Genomic DNA, 24,780 nt, shown 5'->3' with positions numbered 1-24,780 from the left:
AATGCGGGCGAAGGTGCGCGTCCGGGCCGGAGGGCACGGAAGCGTGGGGTGCGGGGGTGCGCAGGCCGCGGCGCGGGACCGGGCCGGGACGGACGTACGGAGCCGGGTGCGGCGGCCGGTCGCGCTGAGGGCGGGACCGGCCGGCGCTACGGGCGGAGGCCCTGGTCGGCGGGGGTACGGCGAGGGGCGCGGGGGGCGGGCCGCGCCGGAGGGTCAGACGCGGACGGCACAGACCGCGCTGGCGAGCCGACAGAGGTCGACGTGCCTGCGGGAGCAGAGGCGCAAGTCCGGATTCACGGGAGCAATATGGCAGCGGCCGGGAGAGCCGGTCAACCGACTGTTCCCGCATGATGAGACGGCCTCAGCTGAACACCCCTTCGGAGCGCAGCTCTTCGAAGGTCTCCAGAGGCCTTCTGAACAGGTGATTCAACAGAACGGTGCCCGCCGCGACGGGAAGCGTGGCCGGTCCGGCATGTGGACTGACGATCCGTTCGGGGTCGTCGCAGACGTGCGAGAGGTCGACCGCGGCCCCCCGGATCTCCTCCAGGTACTCCGGTTCGAGGACGCTCGCCTGCTCGGTGACGACGACGAGGTCGGGGTTGAGGACGTCCAGGAGGAGGGCGAGGGCCCGGCCCACCGCCCGGGCCCTCTCGCGCAGCAGGCGGTCGGCCCGCCGGTCCCCGGCCGCGGCGGCGTCGACGACGAGCGAGGTGTCGGCCTCGGGCACGATGCCGCGGCGCACCGCGGTCAGCGCGAGCGCGGTGTTGGAGGCGGTCGCCTCCAGGCAGCCCGAACGGCCGCACGGGCAGGGCGCGGTGGAGTCCGGTACGGGCAGGTGGGCGACGTCCCCCGCGGCTCCCCCGGGCCCCTGGTGGACGACCCCGGCGAGGCCGACGGCGGCGTCCACGACGTTGCCCACGAAGAGGTGCAGCAGGCCGCGGCGGGCGGCGGGCCGGCCGAAGAGGATCTCGGAGCGGGCGATGGCGCGGGCGTGGTTGTCGAGCCGGACCGCCGGACCGCCCAGGGCCCGGGAGAGTTCGGCGGCGAAGGGCCGGTGGCGCCAGCCGAGCGCGTCGTGCCGGACGACGACGCCGGTCGCCGGGTCGACCCGGCCGCCGATCGCGGCCCCGACCCCGAGCAGCGGCCGGCCCGCGGTGTGCCGGTCCAGGAAGGCGCGCAGCTCGGCGCCGACCTCCGCCGGGAGCCGCTCGGGCGCGAAGGGCGCGTGCGGGTGCTGGTGGCGGGCGAGGACCCGGCCGCGCAGGTCGACCAGGGCGAACGTGGAGGCGGGCACCCCGAGATGGACGCCGGCCACGACCGGGCCGCCGCCGGCACCGATGTGCAGGTCGACGGGGATGCGGGGGCGGCCGACTCCCCCGTCGCCGGAGGCTTCCGGCAGTTCGCGCAGCAGCCCGAGCCGGGTCAGGTCGGTGGCCTGGCGGGAGACGGCGGCCGGGCTGAGGCCGGAGAGCCGGGCGACGGCGCTGCGGGAGACCGGGCCGTGGTCGAGGACGGTGCGCAGCACGGTGGCCGCGTTCGCCTCGCGCCTTCCGTCGCCCGCCATCCGGGAGCCCTGGGGCGTACTGGTCATCTCTGCCTCTCTGTTGCGGGGACGTGAATTCCCCGGCCACCGGTGCGCGAGGCCGGGCGGCCCGCCCGCGCTCGCCCGTGCCCCGCTGTCGCCGAGGGTGAAGTGCCAGGTCAGCGGCGGTTCCCGGGGGCGGGGGCACGGACCGGGGAGGCGCCGATTCAACCACCGCGGGGGCGGGCCGGGGCAGGGGGACGGTGCTTGACGCGGCCCCGGGGGCGTTGTCAGTCTCCTGGACATGTTCGCGACCACCTCCTGTCCGGCCGTCACCGGCGCCTGACCCTCGCGACCCTTCCGGGGCCGGCGCACCGCTCCGCGAGCCCCGCCGGCCGCCGCCGCGCCCCCGTTCTCCGTACGGCCCCGCTCCGGCCGCCCTCGGCGTCGTCCCCCGCTGCCGGGCCTTCCCGCACCGTCATTACTTCCGCTCCGAGATTAATTGCCCTCCGGGCCTCCGGCGGACCTCCGCCCGAAAGGAAAACCCCATGTCGACCGCAACCACCACCTCCCTCACCGTGCAGAAGCTCGGCGGCCGTCTCGGCGCCGTCATCTCCGGCGTCCGCCTCGGCGGCGACCTCGACCCGGAGACCGTCGCCGGGATCCGCGCCGCCCTCCTGGCCCACAAGGTCGTCTTCTTCCGCGGCCAGGACCACCTCGACGAGGACTCCCACGAGGCCTTCGGCCGGCTCCTCGGCACGCCGGTCGCGCACCCCACGGTGCCGTCCGCCGACGGGCGCTACTCCTTCCCGATCGACTCCGACTACGGCGGCCGCGCCAACCAGTGGCACACCGACGTCACCTTCGTCCCCGCCTACCCGGCCTTCTCCATCCTGCGGGCCGTGGTCGTCCCGCCGTACGGCGGCAACACCCTGTGGGCCAACACCGCCACCGCGTACGAGAACCTGCCCGAGCCGCTGCGGCGGCTCGCCGACGGCCTGCGGGCCGTCCACTCCAACGCGTACGACTACGCGGCGCTGCGCCCCGACGCCGTGCCGGAGCAGCTCGCCCGCTTCCGGGACGTCTTCGCGTCCACGAAGTTCCTCACCGAGCACCCGGTCGTCCGCGTCCACCCGGAGACCGGCGAACGCACCCTCCTGCTCGGCAACTTCGTGCAGCGGATCAGCGGGCTGACCGGCGCCGACTCCCGCGCCCTGGTCGACCTCTTCCAGGCGCACGTGGAGCGTCCGGAGAACACGGTCCGCTGGCAGTGGCAGACCGGCGACGTGGCGATCTGGGACAACCGCGCCACCCAGCACTACGGCGTGGACGACTCCGACGACCACGTCCGCAAGCTGCGCCGGGTCACCATCGACGGGGACGTGCCGGTCGGTGCCGACGGGCTGCCGTCCCGGCTCCTGGAGCCCTCCTCGGTGCCGGACCCGGCCTTCGGGATCGCCTCCGGCGCGTCCACGGCCGAGCCGACCGCCTGACCGCGTGGGGAGGGGCGGCCGGCGCACCGCCCCTCCCCGCGCGCCCGCCTTCGCCCCGGGCGTCCCCGCCCGAGGGGCTCCGCCGGGCCTCCCGCCGGGGGCGCCCCGTCAGGACGACTTGGCGTAGTCGCCGAAGCCGACCCAGTCCAGGGCCACGCACGGCTCGTCGCCGACGACCCAGGCGTCGTGGCCCGGCGTGACCTCCATGAAGTCGCCGGGACCGAACTCGTCCTCCTGGCCGCCCTCGTCCATGACGACGTGGAGGCGGCCGCTGACCACGTACCCCACGTGCGAAGCCATGCAACTGTCCGTGCCCGCGAGCGGTTTGACGTGCTTGGACCACTGCCAGCCGGGTTCGAACACGGCGCGCCCGACGGCGCCGCGCCCGGTGCTGAGCAGGTCCAGCCTGCCCTTGCCGTCCTCGAAGGGACGGGTCTCGTCCGCTGAGTCGAAGCTTCTTCGTACGATGCCGGTCATCGTCTCCGCCTCCCGGCGGTGCGCGGGTGCCCCGAGTCCTCTCCCAGCGTACGCCGCACCGGTCGGCGGCTCTCGTTCCCGCTTCACATAAGGAACATATAAGAGCACAATGGGACTGCGGCCCCGTGCCGCGAGCGCGGTCCGACACGCAGCACGCCAGCAAGGAGGCGAGTCACATGGCCGACGTCTCTCACCGTCCCGGTGACATCTCGGGACACCCGGACGCGACGGAGATGCGCGAACGCTACGCGCAGATCATGCAGACCAGAGGAGTGGCGGCCGTCGAGGAACTCGTCATCCTCGCCGGCGTCTGGATCGCGATCTCCGCCTACACGGTCCACTTCGCGGCCGCCAGGCCGGAGCTGGCCCTCACCAACCTGATCGTCGGCATCGCCCTCGCGGTCCTCGGGCTGTGCACGTCGATGGCCCCCGAGCGCTCCCAGGACCTGAACTTCGTGGTCCTGCTGCTCGGCGCCTGGACGATCGTCGCCCCGTGGGTCGTCACCCGGAACCCCGACACCGGCATGGTCCTGAACAACGTCATCGCGGGCGCGTGCGTCTGCCTGTTCGCCCTCACCGCGGGCGGACTGCTGATGAGCAAGCGCAGGACGTGAGGCACCCGCCTCCCTCCCTGCCGGCACGGCGGCGCACCTCCGGGTGCGCCGCCGTACGCGTTCGCGCCGCCGCGCCCAGTGACGAAGCGGCGCGTTCCGCCGCCCCGGCTTGTGCAGGATGGAGCGGGCCGCACCGCCCGGCCGCCGCCTAGCCTCGCCGCATCGAGCCACACGAGGGGCGGTACCACCGGTGAACTGGCACATCCACGACTACCGCGAGAACGATCTCGCCGCCGTCGTCCATCTGATCGACACCACGGCCGAGCTGGGCCAGGAGTCCGTCTTCTCGCTCGCCGAGTGCATCGGCGCCCTCACCTCCCGGCAGCCGGCCGTCGTCGCCGTCCACCAGGGCGTCCCCATCGGCGCGGCGCTCGCCTGCGTCTCCGGCGAGCGCGCCTGGGTGATGCGGATCGCGATCGCCTCCGCCTGGCGCGGCCGGGGCCTGGCCAGCGCCCTCCTGGTGGAGCTGGAGCGCAAGCTCGTCGCCGCCCGGGTCGGGCGGATCGCGTACGTCCTGCCGGAGGAGGAGCTGCTCGGCGAGGGGCTGCTGAACGCCGGCTACACCCGCCAGCCCGCGGTCGCGTACTTCGAGAAGACCGAGCCGCTGCACGGCCCCGCCGCCGGCCTCCTCGAAGACCTCGGCGGCCGGCTGCTCCCCGGCGACCTGTGGGCCAAGGTCGCCGGCATGGAGCGGGAGAAGGACCTCATCGAGCGGCGGGTGGTGCTGCCGCTCGCGGAGCCCGAGCGGGCCACCCGGCACGGCGTCCGGCCGCCCCGCGCGATCTGCCTCTTCGGCCCGCCCGGCACCGGCAAGACCACCTTCGCCCGCGCGGTCGCGTCCCGGCTCGGCTGGCCGTTCGTGGAGATCCTGCCGTCGCGGCTGGCCGACGGCGGCAACCTCGCGGCGGCCCTGCGCACCGCCTTCGCGCGGATCGCGGAGCTGGACCGGGTCCTCGTCTTCATCGACGAGGTGGAGGAGATCGCGCCGGTCCGCTCCGAGCCCGCGCAGCCCGGCGGGCTGCACGGGGTCACCAACGAGCTCCTCAAGCTGATCCCGGGCTTCCGGGAGGGCGACGAGCGGCTGCTGGTGTGCGCGACCAACTCGGTCCGCTCGCTCGACCCGGCCTTCCTGCGGCCCGGCCGCTTCGACTACCTGATCCCGATCGGCACGCCGGACAAGGCCGCCCGGGCCGCGATCTGGTCCCGCTACACCGACGGCCGGCCGGAGGTGGACGTCGACGAACTGGTCCTCGCCAGCGACCTGTTCACCCCGGCGGACATCGAGCACGCGGCCCGGGTCGCGGCCCAGGCGTCCTTCGAGCGCGACCTCGTCGGCGCCGGCGGCCGGGGCCCGGACTCCCCGGCGCCGGGCGCGAGCACCGCGGACTACCTGGCGGCGATCGCCGCCGCCCGACCGACGGTGACGCCGGAGCTGGTCGAGCGGTTCGCGGCGGACATCACGAGCCACGCCCGCACGTGACCGTCATCCCCGCCCGGCGCCCAGGGCCGCGTCCAGCTCCGCCCGGTCCGGCGGCCGGGCACCCGCCCGGGAGACGGTGACGGCCGCCGCGGCCCCGGCCCTGGCCAGCAGCCCGGCGAGGTCGTCGGCGCCGAGCGCCGCCAGACCGGCCCGGTCGCGGCCGGCGAGGGCGTCGAGGACGGCCGACATGAAGGAGTCGCCCGCGCCGACCGTGTCGACGACGGCGACGGCCGGTGCCCCGGCGGCCACCGTGTGCTCCCGGGTCACCGCCAGCGCCCCGTCGCCGCCCCGGGTGACCAGGACGACGGCCGGTCCGAGGGCCAGCCAGCGGGCGGCCACCGCCTCCACCGGCTCCCCCGGGTACAGCCAGGCCAGGTCCTCGTCGCTGGCCTTCACGACGTCGGCGAGGGCCGCGCACCGCTCGACCCGGCCCACGGCCGGCCCGTGCTCCCCCATCAGCGCGGGCCGCACGTTCGGGTCGTAGCTGACGGTGGCGGCGGGCCGGAGCCGTCCGGTGAGCGCGAGCACGGCGGCGGCGCCCGGCTCGGTGACGGCCGCGATCGAGCCGATGTGGACGTGCCGGACCGGCTCCGGGGTCGCCGGCGGCTCCTCGGCGGTGAGGGTCCAGGCGATGTCGAAGGCGTACGCCGCCTGCCCGCGCCCGTCGAGGGTGACGACGGCGGACGGCGTGCGCGCCGGCACGCCGCCGATCGCCAGCCGCACCCCGGCGCCGGTGAGGTGGGCGGCGACGAGCCGGCCGGCGGGGTCGTCGGCGAGCTGGGTGAGCAGGGTGGTGGGGCGGCCGAGGCGGGCGAGGCCGTAGGCGACGTTGGCGGGACTGCCCCCGGGGTGGACGACGTCGGCGGCGCCGGGGCCGCGGACGATGTCGGCGACGCACTCGCCGATCACCAGGAAGGACATCGGGTTTCACAGCTCCTTGGCGTAGGTGTCCTGGAAGCCTGCGCGGCCGCCGAAGACGTTCAGGCCGACGTGGCCGGAGGCGTACGTGCCGTCCGGGTCGGTCAGGTCGATGATCCCGTTCCCGTCGAGGAAGACCTGGATCCGGGTGCCCCGGTGGACGACCCTCAGGTGGTACGTGACCCCGTGGCGGACGAGCAGCGGCACCCTGGCGAGGGCGGCCGCGTCGTCGAAGGAGCCGCCGCGCCGGACCACCAGGCGGACGGCCCGCAGGTCGGGGTCGACGTTGAGGACGTAGCCGTCCGCGCCGTCCGCCGAGGCCCGCCACAGCAGGGACGCGGCGCCGCGCACCCCGTCGGGGCCGCCGAGGCGCAGCAGGGTGGTGAGTTCGAGGTCGGCGAAGCGGCGGGTGGACAGGGCGTCGCTGTCCCGGTCGAAGACGCAGGTCCGTCCCGCGCCGGTGGGTTCCCAGCGTCCGGCGGGCGTGACGGCGAGGGTGCCCAGGTCGGTGCGGTGCTCCCCCGCCGGGGGCGCGGGGGGCAGGGCCCGGCCGGGGTCCCCGCCCGGGCGGCAGGTGGGGGCGAGGGGGTGGAGGGCGAGGGTGGTGAGCCGGACCGTGCCGCCCTCGGCGGTGAAGGAGATCCCGGCCGCGTCCGGGTCGGGCAGCACGAGGCTCGTGAGGACGGCCTCCCCTCCGCCGCCGAAGACCTCCACGGAGGAGGAGTCGACGAGGATCCGCAGCCGCGCGGTGCGTCCGCCGGCGCCGTCGGGCAGGGCCGCGAGCGGCGCCTCGGAGCGGCCGGCGAACCAGCGGGTGAAGTCGGTGCGTCCGGAGTCGGTGCGGTCGGTGGAGAGGAGGCCGCGCCCGGGATCGTAGCCGACCCGGACGCCCCGGCCGTCCTTGCCGCGCAGCAGGAAGGCGCACGCGGTCGCGGCGCCCGTGGCGGGGAAGGCGAGTTCGGCCTCGATCTCGTACGCGGTCCCGGTGAGGCCCGCGCAGGGGTCGGGGAGGCCGGGTCCCGCGGTGAGGCCGGTGCGCACGGTCGACCCGGTGCGCAGGGCGGCGAGTTCGGCGACGGGGCGCTGGCACAGGACGGGGCGGCCGTCGGGGCCCGTGGAGAGGGCGAGTTCGCGCGGCACGCTGTGCTGGCCCTGCCAGCGGCCGGTGGGGGCGCTGAAGGGGTAGTCCCAGTTGGTGGTCCAGCCGAGCCAGATCCGGCGCCCGCCGGGGGCGTTGTCGAAGGTGACGGCGGCGTAGAAGTCGCGGCCGTGGTCGCTGCGGAGCCAGCCTCCGGGGGCCTGGTCCGGAGTGAAGGCGGTGCCGTCCCAGGTGCCGGTCAGGTACACGGCCGCGGATCCGTCGGTGGCGCGGACGGCTCCGGTGGAGAGCGTCAGGACCCAGACGGTGCGGGCGGGGTCGCCGTCGACGGGCAGCGGGAAGAGGTCGGGGCACTCCCAGACGCCGCCGGTGACCCAGGGGCCGTAGCCGAAGGAGCCGGCGTGGGTCCAGTGGAGCAGGTCGCGGGAGGTGAGGAAGCGGACGTGGTCGCCGCCGGAGACGACCATCACCCACTGGTCGCGGGCCTCGTCCCGGAGCACCTTGGGGTCGCGGAAGTCCCAGCCGCCGTCCGGGCCGCCGGGGTTCCCGACGAGCGGTTCCGGGCCTCCGTGGTCGTGCCAGGAGCGTCCCCGGTCGGTGCTGTAGGCGGCCCGCACGGACTGGTTCCCGCCGGTCCGGTCGGGGTGGAAGCTCGTGTAGAAGGCGATCAGTCCGGAGCCTCCGCCGAAGAGGCCGGAGGCGTCGTGGAGGTCGGCGACGGCGGAGCCGGACCAGCGGTGGCCGTGCTCGTTCCACTCCAGGGCGAGCGGCAGCGCCCGCCAGTGCAGCAGGTCGGTGGAGACGGCGTGCGCCCACCGCCCCTGGTCCTGGTGGAAGAGGTGGTACTCGCCGTCGAACCACACGAGTCCGTTGGGGTCGCTGGCGGAGCCGGCGCGCCGGGAGTGGTGGTAGGAGGGCCGGTACGGTTCCGTGAAGTGGTCGCGGACCGCGCCGGCGTACACCTCCCGGAAGCAGGCGGTGCCGCCGTCGGCGACGAGCCCCACGGTGGGTCCGGTGGTGGCGGCGGGTGCGGCGAGGACCCGCACCCCGTCGGCGTACACCGTGAACTCCCCGTCCAGGAGCTGTGCTTCGAGGCGTACGAGGTCCCCGTCCCGCAGCGGCCGCACGGGCGACGGGGCGCTGGCGAGGACGGTGCCGCGCGCGTGGTCGAGGAGGCGGACGGCGCCGGCGGTCCGGTCGAGGAGGACGGCGTGGCCGCGGACGAGGAGGCCGGCGGCGCGGGCGCCGGCGAGCCGGACGTCGGCGGAGACGACGAGGTCGGGGTCGTCCGGTGCGGGTGCGGTGCGGACGCCGTCCCGGCCGCGCAGTCCGGCGAGGTCGCGGGTCCAGGTGCCCGACTCGGTTTCTCCGCCCGGGAGTTCGTCCGCTCCGGGGGCGGTGACGTTCTCGTAGGCGACCCGTCCGTTGTAGGCCAGCAGGCCGTGGCGGCCGGAGAGGTGGGGGTCGGGCGCCGGGTCCTCGGTGTCGATGACGGGGGCGTAGCCGTCGGGGCGGAGGAAGTCGCTCTGCCAGTGGACGCGCAGCCGACGGCCCTCGGCCTCGATCCGGAGCCGGTGGACGGTGCCGGGGAGGACCGGGACGGCGTGCGTGGCGAGGGTGGTGTTGCCGTCGACGCGGTAGAGGCGCAACCGCCCCTGGTGGGGGTCGGCTTCGACGGCGTAGCCGCGGCTGCCGGTGGCGTCGGCGCGGACGAGGAGGGCGGCGACCGCGTACGGGTCGCGGACGACGAGGTCGGCCTGGAGGGAGGTGTCGTGGGCCTCCTCGGCGGCGAGGGTGCGGATGTTGGTGTCGGCGGGGGCGTCGGCGGCGAGGCCGAGCGGGGTGGGCGTCCAGCCGGGGTCGCCGGTCCAGCCGGTGAGGTCGGTGGTGACGGTCCAGGCCCGGGGCGGGCCGAGGAGCGCGGTCCCGGAGTCGGCGTACAGGCCGGTGTGGCCGGTGCGGTGCCGGTGGTCGGTGGCCGCCAGGGCGGGGCGGCCGTCGACGTGGACGGTGAGGGCGGGCCCGTCGGTGGTGACCTCCAGGAGTTCGCCCGGACCGGTGGCGCCGGCGGCGAGGACGGTGCCGTCGGCGAGGTCCAGGAGGCGGACCTGCCCGTGGGCGGGTTCCAGGGTGACCGCGTACCCGGTGGAGCCGTCGGCGGCGGCCCGCAGCAGGAGCCCGCCGCGGGCGTTGGGGGTGGCCGGGTCGGCGGTCACCCGGACGGCGAGGCCGGCGCGGGCGCCGGTCCGGTGCTCGGTGAGGGCGAGGGCGGCGCCCCCGGCCGGGGCGGTGGCCCGCTGCCCGCCGTCGGCCGTGCGCTGCCAGCTCCCCCGGTACGGAAGGGGGTCGGGCACGGGCGAGGTCACCGCGCCGGCGGGCGCGGCCGTCGTGCGGCGGGCGGGCGGCGCGGCTCCGGCCGGGGCGGCGGTCAGGGCGAGGGGGAGGGCGGCGAGCGCCCCGGTGGCGAGCACGGCGCGCCGGGACGGGGCGGCGGGGGGAGGTGCGGGGTTCATGGGGCCTCCTCGGCGGTGGGTGGCGCGTGAGGACGACAGGACGGGGAGCGCGCGGCGGGACGGCCGCGCGCTCCCGGGGGAAGGGGCCCGTCAGGGCCAGAGGGCGCGGGGCGCGGTGAGGGCCGGGGCCATGTGCCAGGCGTCCAGGCGGTGGACGCGGGCCGTGCCGGTGGCGGTCAGGGAGACGCCGACGGCCTCGTCGGGGCGGGTCGGGTAGACGCGGGAGGCGAGTGCGCGGCCTCCGGCGAAGACCTCCAGGGCCGAGTGGTCGACCAGGACGCGCAGTGCGACGGTTCCGTCCTCGGCGAGGGGCACCGCGCCGGAGCGGGGGGTGGTGTCGGTGTCCGGGTCGAGGCTGCTCGCCTCGCGGTGGAGCCGCAGGGTGGCGGTCGGGGCGGTCCCCTCCCGGGCGAGTTCGACGACGGTGCGTTCGGCGCCGTCGGGGGTCTCCCGCACGCCGAGGCGTACGACCGCGCCCGGGGCGAGGCGCAGGGAGGCCTCCAGGTCGAGCTGGTCGCCGCGGATCGCGTCCAGGGCCTCGGCGGGGGCGGGTCCGGGGGTGAAGGGGCCGACGGCGACGTGGTCGCGGCGGAGCGCGGCGAGTTCGGGGACGGGGGCCTGGTGGAGGGCGCCGTCGGCGCCGAGGGTGACCAGGCGCGGCAGGGACATGACGCCGGACCAGCCGGCGCGGGCGGTGGCCTCCTCGCCGCGGCCCTCCTGGAGCCAGCCGAACATGATGCGGCGGCCGGCGGCGTCGCGGGTGGACTGGGGGGCGTAGAAGTGGTTCTGCCCGTAGTCGAGGCGGTGCAGGGCGGTGGGGGTGAAGCGGTCGCCCTCGTACCGTCCGGTCCAGTACAGCGGGTGGTGGGTGGTGCCCTCGTCCCAGGCGGAGAAGGCGAGGACGTCGGTGCCGTCCCCCTCTCCGACGCGGAAGAGGTCGACGCACTCCCACATGGTGCCGGTCCAGTCGGGGTCGCCGGAGCGGCCGTCGCTCGCGTCGCCGGTGAGCAGGGGGCCGACGTACCGCCAGCTGCGCAGGTCCTCGGAGTCGTACAGGAGGGCGGTGCCGCCCCGGCCCCGGACCCCGGAGCCGACGAGCTGGCGCCAGCGACCGTCCTCCCGCCACACGCAGTGGTCGCGGTAGGCGGTGAGGTCGAGGCCCTCCGGCGGGGCGGCGATCACCGGGTTGGCGGGGTCCTTGGTCCAGTGGCGGAGGTCGGGGGTGCCGGTGGCGACGCAGGGCAGTTCGCGGTCGCCGTGGCGGCCCGAGTAGACGAGCGTGGGGACGCCGCCGTCGTCGACGAGGACGCCGGACCAGCAGCCGTCGCGGTCGGGGCCGGTGGCGCCCGGGACGAGGGCGACGGGTTCGTCGGTCCAGGTGACGAGGTCGGTGGAGGTGGCGTGGCCCCAGTGGATGCGGTGGTGGGCGGGGGCGAGCGGGTTGTACTGGTAGAAGAGGTGGTAGACGCCGTTCCAGTGGGTGAGCCCGTTGGGGTCGTTGAGCCAGCCGCCGGGCGAGGTGAAGTGGTAGCGGGGGCGGTGCGGGTCGCGGGAGGCGCGGGCGGCGAGGTCCTCGGCGGCGGGCCGGTGCGCGGTGATCAGGTCGTGTGTCATGCGGCGGTGGTCTCGGCTTCCGGGGTGTCCGCGGCCTGGAGGGCGCGGTGGGCGAGTTCGCCGGCGGGGGCGTAGAGGTGGCAGCGCACCCAGTGCGGCTGCCCCTCGTCCTCGCCGACGACGTGGCGTACGGGGGTGGTGGCGCTGCACGTGCCGTCGTCGTACGGGCAGGACTCGGGGGTGAGGACGGCGGCGCGGAGCCGGGCCCGTTCGGCCCTGTCGTAGCCGGTGCGCCGTGCGGGATCGGGGACGGCGGAGAGCAGCAGCCGGGTGTAGGGGTGGGCGGGGGCGTCCATGACGGCGAGCGCGTCGCCGCCCTCGACGAGTTCGCCGGCGAACATGACGGCGGTGGTGTCGGCGAGGTAGCGCGCGGAGCCCAGGTCGTGGGTGATGTACAGCAGGGAGAGGTCGCGTTCGTCGCGCAGGCGGCGCATCAGGTTGAGGACGCCGACGCGGACGGAGACGTCGAGCATGGAGGTGGGTTCGTCGGCGAGGAGGACGCGGGGGCCGACGGCGAGGGCGCGGGCGATGGCGACCCGCTGGCGCTGGCCGCCGGAGAGTTCGTGCGGGTGGGCGTCGAGGTGGTCGGCGGGGAGGCCGACCTCGGCCATGAGGTCGGTGAGCCGGCCCCGGTCGGCCCGGTGGCCGTGCAGGACGAGGGCGCGGGTGAGGAAGTGCTCGACGCGGTGGACGGGGTTGAGGGAGCCGAAGGGGTCCTGGAAGACCATCTGGACGGCGCCCCGGTAGGCGCGGCTCGCCCGGCGGCGCTGGGTGCGCAGGACGTCCTCGCCGTCGAGCAGGATCTGTCCGGCGGTGGGCCGTTCGAGGCGGGCGAGGCAGCGGGCGATGGTGGACTTGCCGCTGCCGGACTCGCCGACCAGGGCGGTGACGCGGCCCCGGTCGAGGTCGAGGTCGACGCCGTGCACGGCGCGGACGCGGCGGCGGGAGAAGACGGAGCCGACCTGGAAGTCCTTGGTGAGTCCTCGGACGCGGAGGAGTGTCATGGGGTGGCGCCTTCGGTGAGGGCGGCCCAGTGGCCGGGGGCGAGCTCGCGCAGGTCCGGGATGTTTCCCGAGCAGTCGGAGCGGTCGGCGGGGCAGGCGAGGTGGAAGCCGCAGCTGTCGGCGGTGCGCGGGCCGTCGAAGAGGCCCGTGAGGGTGGTGCGGGGGCCGGTGAGCGGCGGGAAGGCGCGCATCAGCGCCTCCGTGTAGGGGTGCCGGGGGCGGGCGAAGAGGTCGCGGGCGGGGGCGAGTTCGACGATCCGGCCGCCGTACATGACGCCCATGCGGTGGGACATCTCGACCATGAGGGACATGTCGTGGGTGATGAAGAGGACGGAGAAGCCGAGTTCGCGCTGGAGGTCGGCGATCTGGGCCATGATCTCCTGCTGCACGACGACGTCGAGGGCGGTGGTCGGCTCGTCCATGATGAGCAGCGACGGGCGCAGGGCGACGGCCATCGCGATGACGACCCGCTGGCGCATGCCGCCGGAGAGCTGGTGGGGGTAGGCGCGGAGCCGGTCGGGGCTGATGCCGACGAGGCCGAGGAGGTCCGCGGCCCGCTCGCGGGCGGCCCGTTTCCGCAGCTTCTCGTGGGTGGTGAAGATGTCGGCGATCTGCTCGCCGACGGTGAGGACGGGGTTGAGGGAGTTCATCGCGGACTGGAAGACCATGGCGATCTCGCGCCAGCGGAAGGCGCGCAGTTCGCGGTCGTCGAGGGCGAGGACGTCGCGGCCCTTGAAGAGGACGCGGCCGGCGGTGATCTCGGCGGGGTCCTTGAGGAGCCGCATGACGGCGTTGGCGAGGGTGGACTTGCCGCAGCCGGACTCTCCGGCGAGGCCGAAGACCTCGCCGGGGCCGATGGCGAAGGAGACGTCGCCGGCCCCGACGACGGTGCGGCCCTCGCCGCGGTACTCGACCGTGAGGCCCTGGACGTCGAGGACGTTCACTTCTGCTCCTTCCGGCGCCGGGACCGCAGCCGCGGGTTGGTGACCTCGTCGACGGCGTAGTTGACGAGGGCGAGGGCGAAGGCGACGAGGGCGATGCACAGGCCCGAGGGGACGAAGGCCCACCAGGCGCCGGTCATCAGGGCGCCGTCGTTGCCGGCCCAGTAGAGGTTGGTGCCCCAGCTGACGACCGAGGAGTCGCCGAGGCCGAGGAACTCCAGGCCGGCCTGGGCGCCGATGCCGAAGATGACGCAGCCGAGGAGGGTGGTCATCACCACGGAGGCCATGTTGGGCAGGATCTCCCGGAACATGATCCGCAACGGGCGTTCCCCGGTGACGACGGCGGCGGCGACGAAGTCCTTGCCGCGGATCGAGGCGGCCTGGGCGCGCAGCACCCGGGCCGATCCGGCCCAGCCGGTGACGGTGAGGACGAGGACGACGGTGGTCGTGCCGGGCGGCAGGAAGGCGGCCAGGATGACCAGGAGCGGAAGGCCGGGGAGGAGCAGGAAGACGTTGGTGACGAGGGTGAGGAGGTCGTCGACGAGCCGGCCGAGGTAGGCGGAGGCGAGGCCGACGAGGAGGGCGACGAGGGTGGCGGCGAGCCCGACGGTGAAGCCGACGAGCATCGAGCTGCGGGTGCCCCACAGGGTGAGGGCGAGGACGTCCTGACCCTTGGCGGTGGTGCCCAGCCAGTGGTCGGCGGAGGGCGGGGCGGCGCCGGAGTCGCCGATCAGCGAGGGGTCGCCGGGGGCGAGGACGGGGGCGAGCAGGCCGAGGAGGGCGAAGGCGGCGAGGAGCAGGAGCCCGGTGCGGGCCTTGCGGTCGGCGAGGACCCGGCGGAGCGTGCTCCGGCGGCCGGGCGGCCGGGCGGGGGCCGGGGCGGCGGGCCCGGTGTCGGGCGCGGCCGGTTCCCGGGTGTCCAGGACGGACATGGTGGCGGCTCCTTCCTCAGCGGACGCGGACGCGCGGGTCGAGGCGGACGTGGACGAGGTCGACGACGAAGTTGGCGAGCAGGACGGCGGCCGTGAGGGTGAGGAAGATGCCCTGCATCAGCGGGTAGTCGAGGGCCTGCACGGAGGAGAGGAGCTGGTAGCCGATGCCGGGGTAGGCGAAGACGACCTCGGTGAGGAGGGCGCCGCCGACCATGAAGCCGAGCGCCATGCCGAAGTTGGTGACGGAGGGCAGGAGGGCGTTGCGGGCCGCGTACCGGAACATGATCCGGGACGGGCTGAGCCCCTTGGCCTCGGCCATGGTGATGTAGTCCTCGGCGGTGGTGGCGATCATCGTGTTGCGCATGCCGAGCATCCAGCCGCCGACGGAGACGAGCACGATGGTGAGGGCGGGCAGCACGAGGTGGGTGGCGACGTTGCCGAGGAAGGCGGCGTCGAGCCCGGGGACCAGGCCGGCGTCGTAGGCGTGCCGGAGCGGGAACCAGCCGAGCGTGACGCCGAAGAGGTACAGGGCGCCCATCGCCAGCCAGAAGTACGGGAACGAGCCGACGAAGATCAGCAGTGGCGGGAAGGCGGAGTCGAGGATCCCGCCGCGCCGCCAGGCGGCCAGCACGCCGAGGAGGTTGCCGACGACGGCGGCGACGACGAGGGCGGTGCCGCCGAGGAGGAGGGTCCAGCCGATCTGGGAGCCGATGACCTCGGAGACGGGGGTCGGGAAGCGTGAGATGGAGATGCCGAGGTCGCCGGTGGCGACCTGGTGGAGGTAGTCGGCGTACTGGCGCCAGAGGGGCCGTTCGTCGAGACCGAAGAGTTTCTGCAGCTGGGCTATCTGCTCGGGCCGCATCGTCCCCTGGGCCTGGGCGAACATGCGGGAGACGGGGTCTCCGGGCATGAACCGCGGCAGCAGGAAGTTCAGGGTGACGGAGGCCCAGAAGGCGAGGAGATAGAACCCCAGGTTGCGCAGGACGAGACGCACTGCTCTTCTCCCTGGTGGGGTACGGGGCGGGGGCGGCCGGGCGGGTCGGCCGCCCCCGCGGGCTTACTTGCCCGGGACGGGCTGGAGGGAGGTGAGCACCAGGACGGTGGTCACGGACCGGTTGGAGAGCGTCGCGTACGGGTTCTCCTCGGTCGGCCAGCCGGTGAAGCGGCGGTCGGTGTACGCGCCCCACTCGGGCCCGGGGAAGAGCGGGACGACGGGGGCGTCGGCGGCGAACAGCTTCTGCAGCTCGGCGGACTTGGCCTTCTGGGTCGCGGCGTCGCCGGCGGCGAAGGCGTCGATGAGGGCGTCGGCCTTCGGGTCGCCGAAGCGGTGGTAGTTCTCGGTGGCCTTCTCGCCGACGGGCTTGACGGTCGCCTTCGCCATGGCGCCCCGGTAGAACTCGTAGGGGGTGGCGCCGTTGCCGCTCCAGACGATGCCGCTGTCGAAGGAGCCGTCCTCGTAGGAGGCGACGACGGCGGACCAGTCGGGGGACTTCACGGTGGCGGTGACGCCGACCTCGGCGAGGTTCTGCTTGATGATGTTGGCGACCGAGATCCAGTCGGAGGAGGCGGAGCCGACGGAGATGTCGAGGGTGAGCGGCTTGCCGTCCTTCCGGGTCCGCTTCCCGTCGCCGCCCGCCTTGTAGCCGGCCGCGTCGAGGGCGGCCGCGGCCGCCTTCGGGTCGTGGGCGGTCCAGTCGCAGGAGGCGGCGACGGTCGCGTCGCGCCAGGAGTCGTAGCCGTTCGAGAGGCCGGTGCAGTCGGCGGGTTCGGTGTAGCCGTTCATGGCGACCTTGGCGATCTTCGCCCGGTCGACGGCCCGGCTGAGGGCCTTGCGCAGGGCGGGGTCGTCGAAGGGGGCCTTGGCGGTGTTGAGCTGCCAGTTGACCATCGAGCCGGTGGTGGGGAACCAGTAGTGGTTGTGCTCCGGGTCCTTCGCGACGAAGGACTTCTCGATCTCCGGGATGAAGGACTGGGTCCAGTCGACCTCGCCGTTGGTGAAGGCGAGGTTGGCGCTGTCGTTGCCGGAGAAGGCGAGCATCCGGATGCCGGCGATCCGCTGCTTGGCGGGCTGCCAGTACGAGGGGTTCTTCCGCAGCTCGTAGGACTGGGCCTGGAAGGCTCCGACCTGGGTGTAGGGACCGGTGCCGACGGGGGTGGCGTTCACGTCCTTCGCGGGGTCGGCGATCTTCGACCAGATGTGCTCGGGGGTGACGAAGTGGCCGCCGATCTCGTACAGCGCGGGCGAGAACGGCTTGGAGAGGTGGAAGGTGACCTTCGCCGGGGTGTCTGCGGTGACCTCGGTGAGGTAGTCGAAGCCGCCCAGGAGCTTCTTCTGGAGCGCGAAGGTGTGGACGACGTCCGCGGCGGTGAAGGGCTTGCCGTCGGACCACTTCACGCCCTCGCGGAGGGTGAAGGTGACGGACCTTCCGTCGGCGGACCGGGCCCACGAGGTGGCGAGCCAGGGGGTGTCCTTGCCGTCGGCCGGGTTGTGGATCATCAGCGGCTCGTAGACCGCCTCCCGGGTCATCGGGGCGGCCTTGGGCGAGTACGGGTTGAAGTTCCTGGTGAAGGTGCCCATGTCCTCACGGGGGATCGTGAGCAGACGGGTCTCCGGGGCGCCCTGGGAACCGGTCGCCCCGGCGCCGCCGGAACAGCCGGTCAGCAGCAGCGCGGCCGTGGCCGCGGCGGCCGCGAGCGGGGCGGGGCGGAACCTTCGGGAAGATCGGCCGCGGACGGGGGGAGGTGTCATAATGGAGGCTCTTTCCTCTCTTCAACACACCGGACGAAGACGGGACGAGATGACTCGCCGGACCTGATTCGCAGTCAGACCGACGAGCGTTCGAGCAGCGGGCAGTCGACCGTCACCCTGCGGGTGTCGAGCGGCTGCCCCGCTGCGAGGGCGGCCAGCATCTCCACGCCCCTGGCGCCCATCTCCTCGAAGGGGAGGGCGAGGGTGGTCAGCTTGGGCCGCAGATAGGCGGCGATCAGTTCCTGGTTGTCGTAGCCCACCACGGCCACGTCGTCCGGGATGCGCAGCCCGCGTTCCTTGATGGCGTCGTACGCGCCCATCGCCATCCGGTCGTTGGCGCAGAAGAGCGCGGTGGGCCGGTCGGCGCGGTCGAGCAGTTCGCAGGCGGCGGCGTAGCCGCCGTCGGCGGTCGCGTGGCCGGAGACGACCAGCGCGGGGTCGAGGGGGAGACCCGCCTCGCGCAGCGCCCGCTCGTACCCCTCGCGGCGGCCGACGGCGGCCGGGATGGCGGGGTCGAGGTTGATGAGACCGATGCGCTCGTGGCCGGCCCGGACCAGGTGCCGGGCGGCGCGGTGGCCGCCGGTGACCTCGTCGGGGACCACGGAGGGCAGTTCGCCCTCGGCGTCGTAGCAGTTGACGAGGACGGTGGGGACCTCGCGGGCGGCCCTGGGGAGGGCGACGGCCCGGTGCCAGGTCGTGGCGTAGAGCAGTCCCTCCACCCGCTGTTCCAGAAGCTTGTCGAGGGCGGCGGCCTCCTGGGCCGGGTCGCCCTCGCTCGCGGCGATCAGCAGGAACTTCCGGTCGAGCCAGGCCCGGTCCTGGGCGCCCTTGATGACGTCGACCGCGAAGGGGGCGGTGACGATCTCGGTGATCAGGCCGTACCACTCGCTGCGCTGGGCGGCGAGCGCGCGGGCCCCGGCGTTGGGCCGGTAGCCCAGCTCCTCGATGGCGGCGAGGATCCGGCGCCGGGTCTCGTCCGGGATCGCCGCGCCCGGCCGGTCGTTCAGGACGAACGACACGGCGGTGCGCGAGACTCCGGCCCGCCGGGCCACATCGCTCATGGTGACGCTGCGGGTGTTGCCGGCCGCCACGATGACCCCTCCCTCTTCCTGCACGGCCCCCCGGCCGGAACTGATGGGTTACGCGCTTTAGTAACGCGCGTTAGTTCGACGTTGCACGCAAGTTACGGCCGATCTCCGGCCAGTGTCAATATCTTGTGCGGGACGGGCCCGAGGGGGCGCGCCGGCGGCTCGCGGGCACGGGGAGGGCGGACGGGTGGAGACGGTCGGCACGGACGAGGGGCTCGCCGTCCTCGGCTTCGACGGCGGCGGCGAGCTGGAGGCCTGGCTCGGCGAGCACCACGGCGACACCCCGGGCGTCTGGCTGCTGCTCGGCCGCAAGGGCGCCGGCCTGCCCTCGCCGACGGCCGGCGACATCCTGGACCTGACGCTGGCCTACGGCTGGATCACCGGCAAGCGCAAGGCCCGCGACGAGCGCTCCTACCTCCAGAAGATCACCCCGCGCCGGCCGGGCAGCCTGTGGTCGCAGGTCAACGTGCGGCAGGTCGAGCGGCTGCTCGCGGACGGCCGGATGCGCGAGCCGGGGCTCGCGGAGGTGCGGGCGGCGCGGGCCGACGGGCGGTGGGAGGCGGCGTACCCCTCCCAGAAGGACGCCACGGTCCCGGACGACCTGGCGGCCGCCCTCGCCGCCCGCCCGGAGGCGGCCCGCGCCTTCGAGGCGCTGGGGAGGACGGACCGCTACCTGGTGATCCTCTCCCTGTGGCAGGCCCGGACGGCGAAGACCCGCGCGGCCCGGATCGAGCGGGCGGTGGCCCGGCTGGCCGGGGGCGGCGCGTAGGGAGGGGTCAGGCGCGGCGGCGGTAGAGCACCTGGCGGGCGTCCCACTCCTCGAAGGAGCCGGCGTGCTCCAGGCCGACGGCCTCCAGGAGGCGACGGGAGCGGGCGTTGGCCTCCTGGGTGACGGCGACGACGCTGGGGGCCGTCTCCAGGGCCCGGGCCACGGCGGCGGCCACGGCCTCGCGGGCGTATCCGCTCCCCCAGTGCTCGGGCAGGAACTGGTACGACACCTCGGTCTCGCCCCCGTGGCCGGCGGGCTCGACGGTGACGAGGCCGAGCACCACGCCGTCCTCGGCGCGGACCACGGCGTGGAAGCCGGGCGCGCCGACGATCCGCCGCTGCCGGATCCGGACGACGGACGCGATGACCGGCCCGCCGAGGTGGCGCCGGACCTCGGGGTCGGTCCAGAGCCGGGTCACGGCGGGCAGGTCGGCGCTCCGCACGGGCCGCAGCTCCAGCCGCTCGGTGCGCAGCGCGGTCGCCGGGTGCCGGGACGGTGGGACGGTCATGGCCGGATCATCGCAGAACGGCGGGGCGGCGGGCGGGTCAGCCCCCGGACGGCCGCGCGGCGCCCCGGCAGCGGACGAGCGGGAGGTAGACCTCGTCGACGATCTCGACGAGGACGTCGTCGGGCGCGCTGGGCACGCCCCGCACGACGAACTCGTCGCGCAGCAGGACGACGGCGACGGTGGCGACCCGGGGGTGCAACGCCTCGGGGGCGGCCTCGCCCCGGGCGACCGCCCGGCCCAGCACGGTGAGCCAGGGCGCCGCGGCGTCGCCGGACTGCTCCTGGAGCGAGGCGAGGAACTCGGCGGCCCCGCCGGCCGCGGCGAGGAGTTCGCGCAGGACGGCGCCGAGCGGGGAGCTCCAGTGGCGGTTGGCCCGGCGCAGGAGCTCCAGGACGTCGCCGCGCAGGGTGCCGGTGTCGGGGACGGGGGCGGCGGTGGCGAGCCGCTTGTACGCGGCGGTGCCGAGGGCCAGGCGGTGGGGCCAGCGGCGGTAGAGGGCGTTCTTGTTGGTGCCGGCGCGGGCGGCGACCTTGTCCATGGTCATGCCGGCGAAACCGGACTCGACGAGCTCCCGGGCGGCGGCGTCGAGGATCGCGTCCTCCAGCGCGGCGCCGCGCCGCCGGGTCCGTCCGGGCTCCGCGCGTTCCGTCATGTCCACCCCTTCCGGTACCGGCCGTACCTCCCCATCTTCCTTGCCGACCGCGGCGGCGGCCAATTAAGGTACGGCCAGTACCTTAAATTCGAGGAAGGTGAGCACCTCATGCGCGCCAAGGGCATCAGCTACGACACGGGGTTCGTGAAGCACGGGCGGAACGCCCGCCGCGCCTTCGAACCGGAGACCGTCCGGCGGGAGCTGGAGATCATCCGCGACGACCTCGGCTGCACGGCGGTCCGGGTCATGGGCGGCGACCCGGACCGCATCGAACTGGCGGCAGGACACGCGGCGGACCTGGGCCTGGAGGTCTGGTTCTCGCCGTACCCCCTCGAACGGACCGAAGCGGACATGCTCGCGCTCTTCGCCGACTGCGCGGAGCGCGCCGAGCGGCTGCGCCGGAGCGGCGCGGCGGTCGTCTTCGTCGCCGGCGCGGAACTCAGCCTGATGAACCCGGGGTTCCTCCCCGGAGCCGACACCGACGAGCGGATCGCGGTGCTCGGCCGCCCCGACGAGCTGCGGGCGGCGCTCCCCGGCACCCGGGCCCGGGTGAACGCCTTCCTCGCCGAGGCGGCGACGGTGGTCCGCGCCCGCTTCGGCGGCCCGGTCACCTACGCCTCCGTCCCCCTCGAAGGCGTCGACTGGACGCCGTTCGACCTGGTGTCCGTCGACGTCTACCGCTCCTCGGCGATCGCCGACGGCTTCGCCGAGGGGGTGCGCGGCATGGTCGCGGCCGCCGGCGGCAAGCCGGTGGCCGTCACCGAGTTCGGATCGGCCTGCTACCGGGGCGCCGGCGACCGCGGCGCGCTCGGCCTGGAGGTCGTCGAGTACGACGCGTCCGGCCCGATCCGGCTGACCGGGACGTACGAGCGGGACGAGGAGGGCCAGGCCGGCCACGTCCGCGAACTCCTCGCCGTGTTCGACGAGTCCGGCGTCGACGCGACCTTCGTCTTCACCTTCGCGCTGCACGACCACGTCCACCGCCCCGACGGCGACCCGACGGCGGACCTCGACCTCGCGAGCTACGGCGTGGTCAAGGTCTACGAGGACCGCGAGGGCACCCGCTACCCCGGACTGCCGTGGGAGCCGAAGGCCGCCTTCGACGCGATCGCCGAGTACCACCGGACGCACTGACGGCGCCCGGCGGCCCCTTCACCCCTCCAGCAGCCCCCGGACGGCGTCCCAGTCGGCGTCCGCCGGTGCGGCGGACGCCCGCCCCGTCGCCACGTCCTTGTAGCCGCTGGAGGTGACCACGCAGACGACGGGCCCCTCCTCGGCCGCCGGATCCGGACCGTGGGCGCGCAGTCCGGCGAGCCCCGCGGCGGCGGACGTCTCGCACCAGACGCCCTGCGCGGCCAACTCCTCCCGCGCCGCACGGAACTGGTCCTCCGTCACCGTGCGCGCCCCGCCGCCGGTGCGGCGGACGGCCAGCACCCCCCGGTAGCCGTTCACCTCGCAGTCGATGGCGTACGCGGCGGTCGGGCCGACGGGCACCCGGGCGGCCGGCCGGCCGGTCCGCAGCGCCTCGGTGAGGGCACCGGCGGCGGCCGGCTCGACGCCGTACATCCGGGGCACGCCGCCGGTCACCCCCAGCCGGGCCAGCTCCTCGAAACCCTTGGCGACGCCGAACAGCAACTCGCCGTAGCCGGTGGGGACGTGGACGGCGGCCGGGGCCCGCCCGAGCGCGAGGGCGATCTCGTAGGCGATCGTCTTGTAGCCCTCCGGGCCGAACGGATGCCCCGTGTGAGCGGAGTCCGTGACGCTGCTGACCGACTGGAAGCCCAGCTCCTCGACGATGCGCCGCATCAGGGGCCGCACCGAGGCCGGCGGGACGGTCAGCACCGTCGCACCGTAGGCCCGCAGGTGGGACGCGACGGCGGGCGGCGCCTGCGGCGAGGTGAACACGGCGCACCGCAGCCCCGCCCGGGCCGCGTACGCGGCGGCGGCCGCGCCGTGGTTGCCGGACGAGGAGACGACGACGCCGCGCGCGCCCGAGGCGACGGCGGCGCTCACCGCCACCCGGTTCAGCCGGTCCTTGTGGCTCCACGTCGGATTGCGCGACTCGTCCTTCACCCACACCCCGTCGGCCAGTTCCACCAGCGGCGTGTTCCCCTCCCCCAGCCCCGGCGCGGCCAGCGGAGGCAGCAGCGGCGCCCACCGCTCCAGACCGTGCGCGGCGGGCCCTTCGAAGAGGTCCGCCGGCACCGCGTCGTAGTCGTAGTCGACCTCCAGCGGATACGCGACCTCCTCCGTGGAGGTCACCGGACACCCGGCGGTCAGCGGCGGCCAGAGCGGATGCCGGACGGACGGATCGGCGAGCGACCGCTGGGCGCGGGCGAGAGACGTCACGTGGAGCCCTTCTGCTGGTACGGACCCGGTCCCGGCCGGCCGGGTCAGCGGGTGTGCATCCGCCGGCGGAGCGCCTCCAGGGCGCCGGGACGGCGGCCCGGGACCCGGCGGCGAAGCGCCACCAGGGTGGGGCCGAGGGCGCGGGCGCGGGCCGGATCGGCGATCTGCTCCCACTGGTGGTGCGCCCGGTCCACCGCACCCTCCACGTCCCGGTCGTCCGGCTGCTGGCGCAGCCCGAGCCGCGCCTCGGCGACCGCGAGCCACAGCTCGCAGCTGCGGGCCGGCTCCCCCGCCAGCCGCGCCAGGTCGGCCCGCACCTCCATCCAGTGCACCGCCTCCCCCGACCGCGGCCCGAACCGCCGCAGCGCGTCCCGCTCCCACGCCGCCGCCATCTCCGCCGCCTCGGCGTGCCGCCCCGCCATCGCGGCCGACAGGATCGCCGGATGCGGATCGTGCGCGGCCGGCTCGGCGGAGGCGGCGGGCGCGGTCGGCGGGGTCGGCGCGGCCGTGCCGTAACCCGCCGCCCGGCGCGGATCGACGGCCGCCGGCGCCCGCCCGGCCGCCCCGGCGGTACGAGCCCGGGCCCCGGGCTCCGCGACCGGGGCGGGCGCGGGCGGCGCGGGCGGCGCTGCGGGTGGGGCGGGCGGCGCTGCGGGTGGGGCGGGCGGCAGCGGCGGGACGGGCGGGGCCGCTCCGTGGGCCGCCGGTGCCGCCTCCTTCGCCTTCGGCGGGGCCGACTTCATGGTGCCGAGCCCCTCTTCGGCCTCGACGGGCACGAAACCGGCCGGCAGGGGCGGAACGGGGGCAGGGGCCACGCTCGGCCCCTCGGCACGAGGCGGCACCGCGACCGGGGCCGGGCCCCCCGCCGGGGCCGGGACCAGCGGTGAAGCCGAGGCGGGAGTCGAAGCCGAGGCAGGAGCCGAAGCAGAAGCCGAGGCCGGAGCCGGAGTCGAGGCCGAAGTCGAGGCCGGAGCCGGAGCCGAGGCCGGAGCCGGAGTCGAGGCCGAAGTCGAGGCCGAAGCCGGAGTCCGGTCCGGCTTGGAGAACGAGACCGGGACCGGCGCCCCGTCCGGGACCGGCCCTTCGACGACAGGCGCCACGGGGGCCGGTGCCGGAGCGGGGACGGACACCGGTGCCGGGGGCGAGGCCGGAGCAGGGACGGGTGCCGGGGCCGGGATGCCGGGGGCGGGAGCGGCGGACGTCCGCACGGAGAGCGGTGCCGGGGCGGGAGGCGAGACCGGAGCGGGGGCGGGGGCCGGAGCAGGGACCGGGACGGGGACCGGGGCGGGGGCCGGTCGGGGCTCCGGGGTCGGCCTCGCGCCTTCCCGGGCGGCCGTCACCAGGAACAGGGGCGGGGTCGGGGACGACTGGGTGCGGGTGGCCGCCTCCGCGTGGAGCGCGGCGAAGGAGGGGCGGGCGCCGGCGCGCCACTGGTCGGCCCAGGCGCGGAGGTAGTCGGGGGCGGCCAGTTCGCCGCGGCGCGGGGGCGCGCCGACGCGGGCGTAGAGCGTGGGCGCCGGGACGAGCCGGAGGAGGTCGGGCGCGGCGGCAAGGCGGGCCCACGCCTCCGGGTCGGCGACCAGGTCCGCGACCACCGTCGTCGTGCCCGGCCGCCGGGACGCCGCCGCCTCCGCGAGCCAGTGCCAGGGCAGGGCCGTGTAGCGGAGGGCGGCCGAGGTGCTGCGGGCGAGGGCGAGGTGGGGCAGCTGCTGGCGGCGGTCCAGGTGGAGCTGGCCCGCGAGGTAGAGGACCAGCGGGCCGGGGCTCTGCGCGGCGGCGCGCAGCCGGGTGAGGACGGTCTGCGGGTCGACGGGGTCGGCGAGTTCGACGAGCGTCGCGGTCGCCGTGCCGGTGAGAACGCCGGGCGGGACCGCCGCGAGCGAGGGCAGCACGGAGGCCGCGTCCATCGCGCGGCCGCGCCCCGCGGGGGCCGCCGCGAGCAGCACGGCCGTGCCCGCCGCGGGGCCCGAAGTCACCGCCGTCTCCCCCGTGTCCGTGCCCACCGTGCCGGCCGTACCGTTCAGCTCGTCGCTCACCACCCGTGCACCGTAACCCGTG

The 24,780-nt window shown here is 75.5% G+C and carries 21 protein-coding genes; 5 read left to right on the top strand and 16 right to left on the bottom strand.

Going from position 1 to position 24,780, the window contains the following annotated elements:
* Nucleotides 1–213 precede the first annotated feature (213 nt).
* Both ACFW6A_RS11650 and ACFW6A_RS11645 read right to left on the bottom strand, forming a co-directional pair.
* Complete coding sequence (locus tag ACFW6A_RS11650) at nucleotides 214–297, bottom strand: putative leader peptide (protein WP_351843272.1); 84 nt, start codon at nucleotides 295–297, stop codon at nucleotides 214–216.
* Between the two features lie 64 nt (nucleotides 298–361).
* Complete coding sequence (locus ACFW6A_RS11645; protein WP_386486082.1) at nucleotides 362–1,591, bottom strand: ROK family protein; 1,230 nt, start codon at nucleotides 1,589–1,591, stop codon at nucleotides 362–364.
* 479 nt (nucleotides 1,592–2,070) lie between these two features.
* On the opposite strand from ACFW6A_RS11645, the gene ACFW6A_RS11640 reads away from it, so the two are divergent.
* Complete coding sequence (locus ACFW6A_RS11640) at nucleotides 2,071–3,015, top strand: TauD/TfdA dioxygenase family protein (RefSeq protein WP_386640139.1); 945 nt, start codon at nucleotides 2,071–2,073, stop codon at nucleotides 3,013–3,015.
* Between the two features lie 108 nt (nucleotides 3,016–3,123).
* Here ACFW6A_RS11640 and ACFW6A_RS11635 read toward each other — a convergent pair whose 3' ends face one another.
* Nucleotides 3,124–3,492 (bottom strand): cupin domain-containing protein, encoded by a 369-nt coding sequence (locus ACFW6A_RS11635; protein WP_386486078.1) that lies wholly within the window; start codon nucleotides 3,490–3,492, stop codon nucleotides 3,124–3,126.
* 176 nt (nucleotides 3,493–3,668) lie between these two features.
* On the opposite strand from ACFW6A_RS11635, the gene ACFW6A_RS11630 reads away from it, so the two are divergent.
* Entirely contained in the window at nucleotides 3,669–4,106 is a 438-nt protein-coding gene (locus ACFW6A_RS11630) for an SPW repeat protein (protein ID WP_386640136.1), read from the top strand.
* 190 nt (nucleotides 4,107–4,296) lie between these two features.
* Nucleotides 4,297–5,586, top strand: coding sequence for an ATP-binding protein (locus ACFW6A_RS11625; RefSeq protein ID WP_386640133.1), 1,290 nt, complete (start codon nucleotides 4,297–4,299; stop codon nucleotides 5,584–5,586).
* A gap of 3 nt (nucleotides 5,587–5,589) precedes the next feature.
* Here the strand turns inward: ACFW6A_RS11625 and ACFW6A_RS11620 are convergent, their stop codons facing one another.
* The 9 genes from ACFW6A_RS11620 to ACFW6A_RS11580 all read right to left on the bottom strand — a co-directional run bounded on the left by ACFW6A_RS11620 (nucleotide 5,590) and on the right by ACFW6A_RS11580 (nucleotide 18,447).
* Complete coding sequence (locus ACFW6A_RS11620) at nucleotides 5,590–6,507, bottom strand: carbohydrate kinase (RefSeq protein WP_386640130.1); 918 nt, start codon at nucleotides 6,505–6,507, stop codon at nucleotides 5,590–5,592.
* Nucleotides 6,508–6,513: 6 nt separating this feature from the next.
* Complete coding sequence (locus tag ACFW6A_RS11615) at nucleotides 6,514–10,116, bottom strand: GH32 C-terminal domain-containing protein (protein ID WP_386485306.1); 3,603 nt, start codon at nucleotides 10,114–10,116, stop codon at nucleotides 6,514–6,516.
* 90 nt (nucleotides 10,117–10,206) lie between these two features.
* Nucleotides 10,207–11,730 carry a glycoside hydrolase family 32 protein gene (locus ACFW6A_RS11610; protein WP_386640127.1) on the bottom strand — a complete coding sequence of 508 codons (1,524 nt, stop codon included), beginning with the start codon at nucleotides 11,728–11,730 and terminating at the stop codon, nucleotides 10,207–10,209.
* The gene (locus tag ACFW6A_RS11605; RefSeq protein ID WP_351843215.1) at nucleotides 11,727–12,734 is read right to left on the bottom strand and encodes an ATP-binding cassette domain-containing protein; all 1,008 of its coding nucleotides are present in this window, start codon (nucleotides 12,732–12,734) and stop codon (nucleotides 11,727–11,729) included. Before ACFW6A_RS11605 ends, ACFW6A_RS11610 begins: the two co-directional genes overlap by 4 nt.
* The gene (locus ACFW6A_RS11600; protein WP_386640124.1) at nucleotides 12,731–13,678 is read right to left on the bottom strand and encodes an ABC transporter ATP-binding protein; all 948 of its coding nucleotides are present in this window, start codon (nucleotides 13,676–13,678) and stop codon (nucleotides 12,731–12,733) included. Before ACFW6A_RS11600 ends, ACFW6A_RS11605 begins: the two co-directional genes overlap by 4 nt.
* Nucleotides 13,675–14,607, bottom strand: a complete 933-nt coding sequence (locus tag ACFW6A_RS11595) for an ABC transporter permease (RefSeq protein WP_351843211.1) — start codon at nucleotides 14,605–14,607, stop codon at nucleotides 13,675–13,677. Before ACFW6A_RS11595 ends, ACFW6A_RS11600 begins: the two co-directional genes overlap by 4 nt.
* A gap of 16 nt (nucleotides 14,608–14,623) precedes the next feature.
* Entirely contained in the window at nucleotides 14,624–15,601 is a 978-nt protein-coding gene (locus tag ACFW6A_RS11590; protein WP_351843209.1) for an ABC transporter permease, read from the bottom strand.
* 63 nt (nucleotides 15,602–15,664) lie between these two features.
* Nucleotides 15,665–17,356 (bottom strand): ABC transporter substrate-binding protein, encoded by a 1,692-nt coding sequence (locus ACFW6A_RS11585; protein ID WP_386640120.1) that lies wholly within the window; start codon nucleotides 17,354–17,356, stop codon nucleotides 15,665–15,667.
* 74 nt (nucleotides 17,357–17,430) lie between these two features.
* Nucleotides 17,431–18,447, bottom strand: coding sequence for a LacI family DNA-binding transcriptional regulator (locus ACFW6A_RS11580; protein WP_386640117.1), 1,017 nt, complete (start codon nucleotides 18,445–18,447; stop codon nucleotides 17,431–17,433).
* A gap of 184 nt (nucleotides 18,448–18,631) precedes the next feature.
* Here ACFW6A_RS11580 and ACFW6A_RS11575 point away from each other — a divergent pair, with 184 nt between their 5' ends.
* Complete coding sequence (locus tag ACFW6A_RS11575; RefSeq protein ID WP_386640114.1) at nucleotides 18,632–19,213, top strand: YdeI family protein; 582 nt, start codon at nucleotides 18,632–18,634, stop codon at nucleotides 19,211–19,213.
* Nucleotides 19,214–19,220: 7 nt separating this feature from the next.
* Here the strand turns inward: ACFW6A_RS11575 and ACFW6A_RS11570 are convergent, their stop codons facing one another.
* Together ACFW6A_RS11570 and ACFW6A_RS11565 are read right to left on the bottom strand one after the other, a co-directional pair.
* Entirely contained in the window at nucleotides 19,221–19,721 is a 501-nt protein-coding gene (locus ACFW6A_RS11570) for a GNAT family N-acetyltransferase (protein WP_351843201.1), read from the bottom strand.
* Nucleotides 19,722–19,758: 37 nt separating this feature from the next.
* A complete protein-coding gene (locus tag ACFW6A_RS11565) occupies nucleotides 19,759–20,373 on the bottom strand; it encodes a TetR/AcrR family transcriptional regulator (protein WP_386640111.1) in 615 nt (204 codons plus the stop codon).
* A gap of 108 nt (nucleotides 20,374–20,481) precedes the next feature.
* On the opposite strand from ACFW6A_RS11565, the gene ACFW6A_RS11560 reads away from it, so the two are divergent.
* On the top strand, nucleotides 20,482–21,507 hold the full coding sequence (locus ACFW6A_RS11560) for a hypothetical protein (RefSeq protein ID WP_386640108.1): 1,026 nt from the start codon (nucleotides 20,482–20,484) through the stop codon (nucleotides 21,505–21,507).
* Between the two features lie 18 nt (nucleotides 21,508–21,525).
* Here the strand turns inward: ACFW6A_RS11560 and ACFW6A_RS11555 are convergent, their stop codons facing one another.
* Nucleotides 21,526–22,722, bottom strand: a complete 1,197-nt coding sequence (locus ACFW6A_RS11555; RefSeq protein WP_386640105.1) for a pyridoxal-phosphate dependent enzyme — start codon at nucleotides 22,720–22,722, stop codon at nucleotides 21,526–21,528.
* 44 nt (nucleotides 22,723–22,766) lie between these two features.
* Complete coding sequence (locus ACFW6A_RS11550; protein WP_386640102.1) at nucleotides 22,767–24,758, bottom strand: hypothetical protein; 1,992 nt, start codon at nucleotides 24,756–24,758, stop codon at nucleotides 22,767–22,769.
* Between the last annotated feature and the right edge of the window lie 22 nt (nucleotides 24,759–24,780).

The sequence above is a fragment of the Streptomyces sp. NPDC058758 genome (genome assembly GCF_042746075.1).
Classification (GTDB): domain Bacteria; phylum Actinomycetota; class Actinomycetes; order Streptomycetales; family Streptomycetaceae; genus Streptomyces.
Note: the sequence above shows the minus strand (reverse complement) of the source record. Positions and strands in the feature narration are given on the sequence as shown.

What these genes read in the sequence shown, in the direction of transcription:
- ACFW6A_RS11645 (WP_386486082.1), bottom strand. Translation starts at nt 1,591, where the DNA reads ATGACCAGTACGCCCCAGGGCTCCCGGATGGCGGGCGACGGAAGGCGC.
- ACFW6A_RS11640 (WP_386640139.1), top strand. Translation starts at nt 2,071, where the DNA reads ATGTCGACCGCAACCACCACCTCCCTCACCGTGCAGAAGCTCGGCGGC.
- ACFW6A_RS11635 (WP_386486078.1), bottom strand. Translation starts at nt 3,492, where the DNA reads ATGACCGGCATCGTACGAAGAAGCTTCGACTCAGCGGACGAGACCCGT.
- ACFW6A_RS11630 (WP_386640136.1), top strand. Translation starts at nt 3,669, where the DNA reads ATGGCCGACGTCTCTCACCGTCCCGGTGACATCTCGGGACACCCGGAC.
- ACFW6A_RS11620 (WP_386640130.1), bottom strand. Translation starts at nt 6,507, where the DNA reads ATGTCCTTCCTGGTGATCGGCGAGTGCGTCGCCGACATCGTCCGCGGC.
- ACFW6A_RS11615 (WP_386485306.1), bottom strand. Translation starts at nt 10,116, where the DNA reads ATGAACCCCGCACCTCCCCCCGCCGCCCCGTCCCGGCGCGCCGTGCTC.
- ACFW6A_RS11610 (WP_386640127.1), bottom strand. Translation starts at nt 11,730, where the DNA reads ATGACACACGACCTGATCACCGCGCACCGGCCCGCCGCCGAGGACCTC.
- ACFW6A_RS11605 (WP_351843215.1), bottom strand. Translation starts at nt 12,734, where the DNA reads ATGACACTCCTCCGCGTCCGAGGACTCACCAAGGACTTCCAGGTCGGC.
- ACFW6A_RS11595 (WP_351843211.1), bottom strand. Translation starts at nt 14,607, where the DNA reads ATGTCCGTCCTGGACACCCGGGAACCGGCCGCGCCCGACACCGGGCCC.
- ACFW6A_RS11585 (WP_386640120.1), bottom strand. Translation starts at nt 17,356, where the DNA reads ATGACACCTCCCCCCGTCCGCGGCCGATCTTCCCGAAGGTTCCGCCCC.
- ACFW6A_RS11570 (WP_351843201.1), bottom strand. Translation starts at nt 19,721, where the DNA reads ATGACCGTCCCACCGTCCCGGCACCCGGCGACCGCGCTGCGCACCGAG.
- ACFW6A_RS11565 (WP_386640111.1), bottom strand. Translation starts at nt 20,373, where the DNA reads ATGACGGAACGCGCGGAGCCCGGACGGACCCGGCGGCGCGGCGCCGCG.
- ACFW6A_RS11560 (WP_386640108.1), top strand. Translation starts at nt 20,482, where the DNA reads ATGCGCGCCAAGGGCATCAGCTACGACACGGGGTTCGTGAAGCACGGG.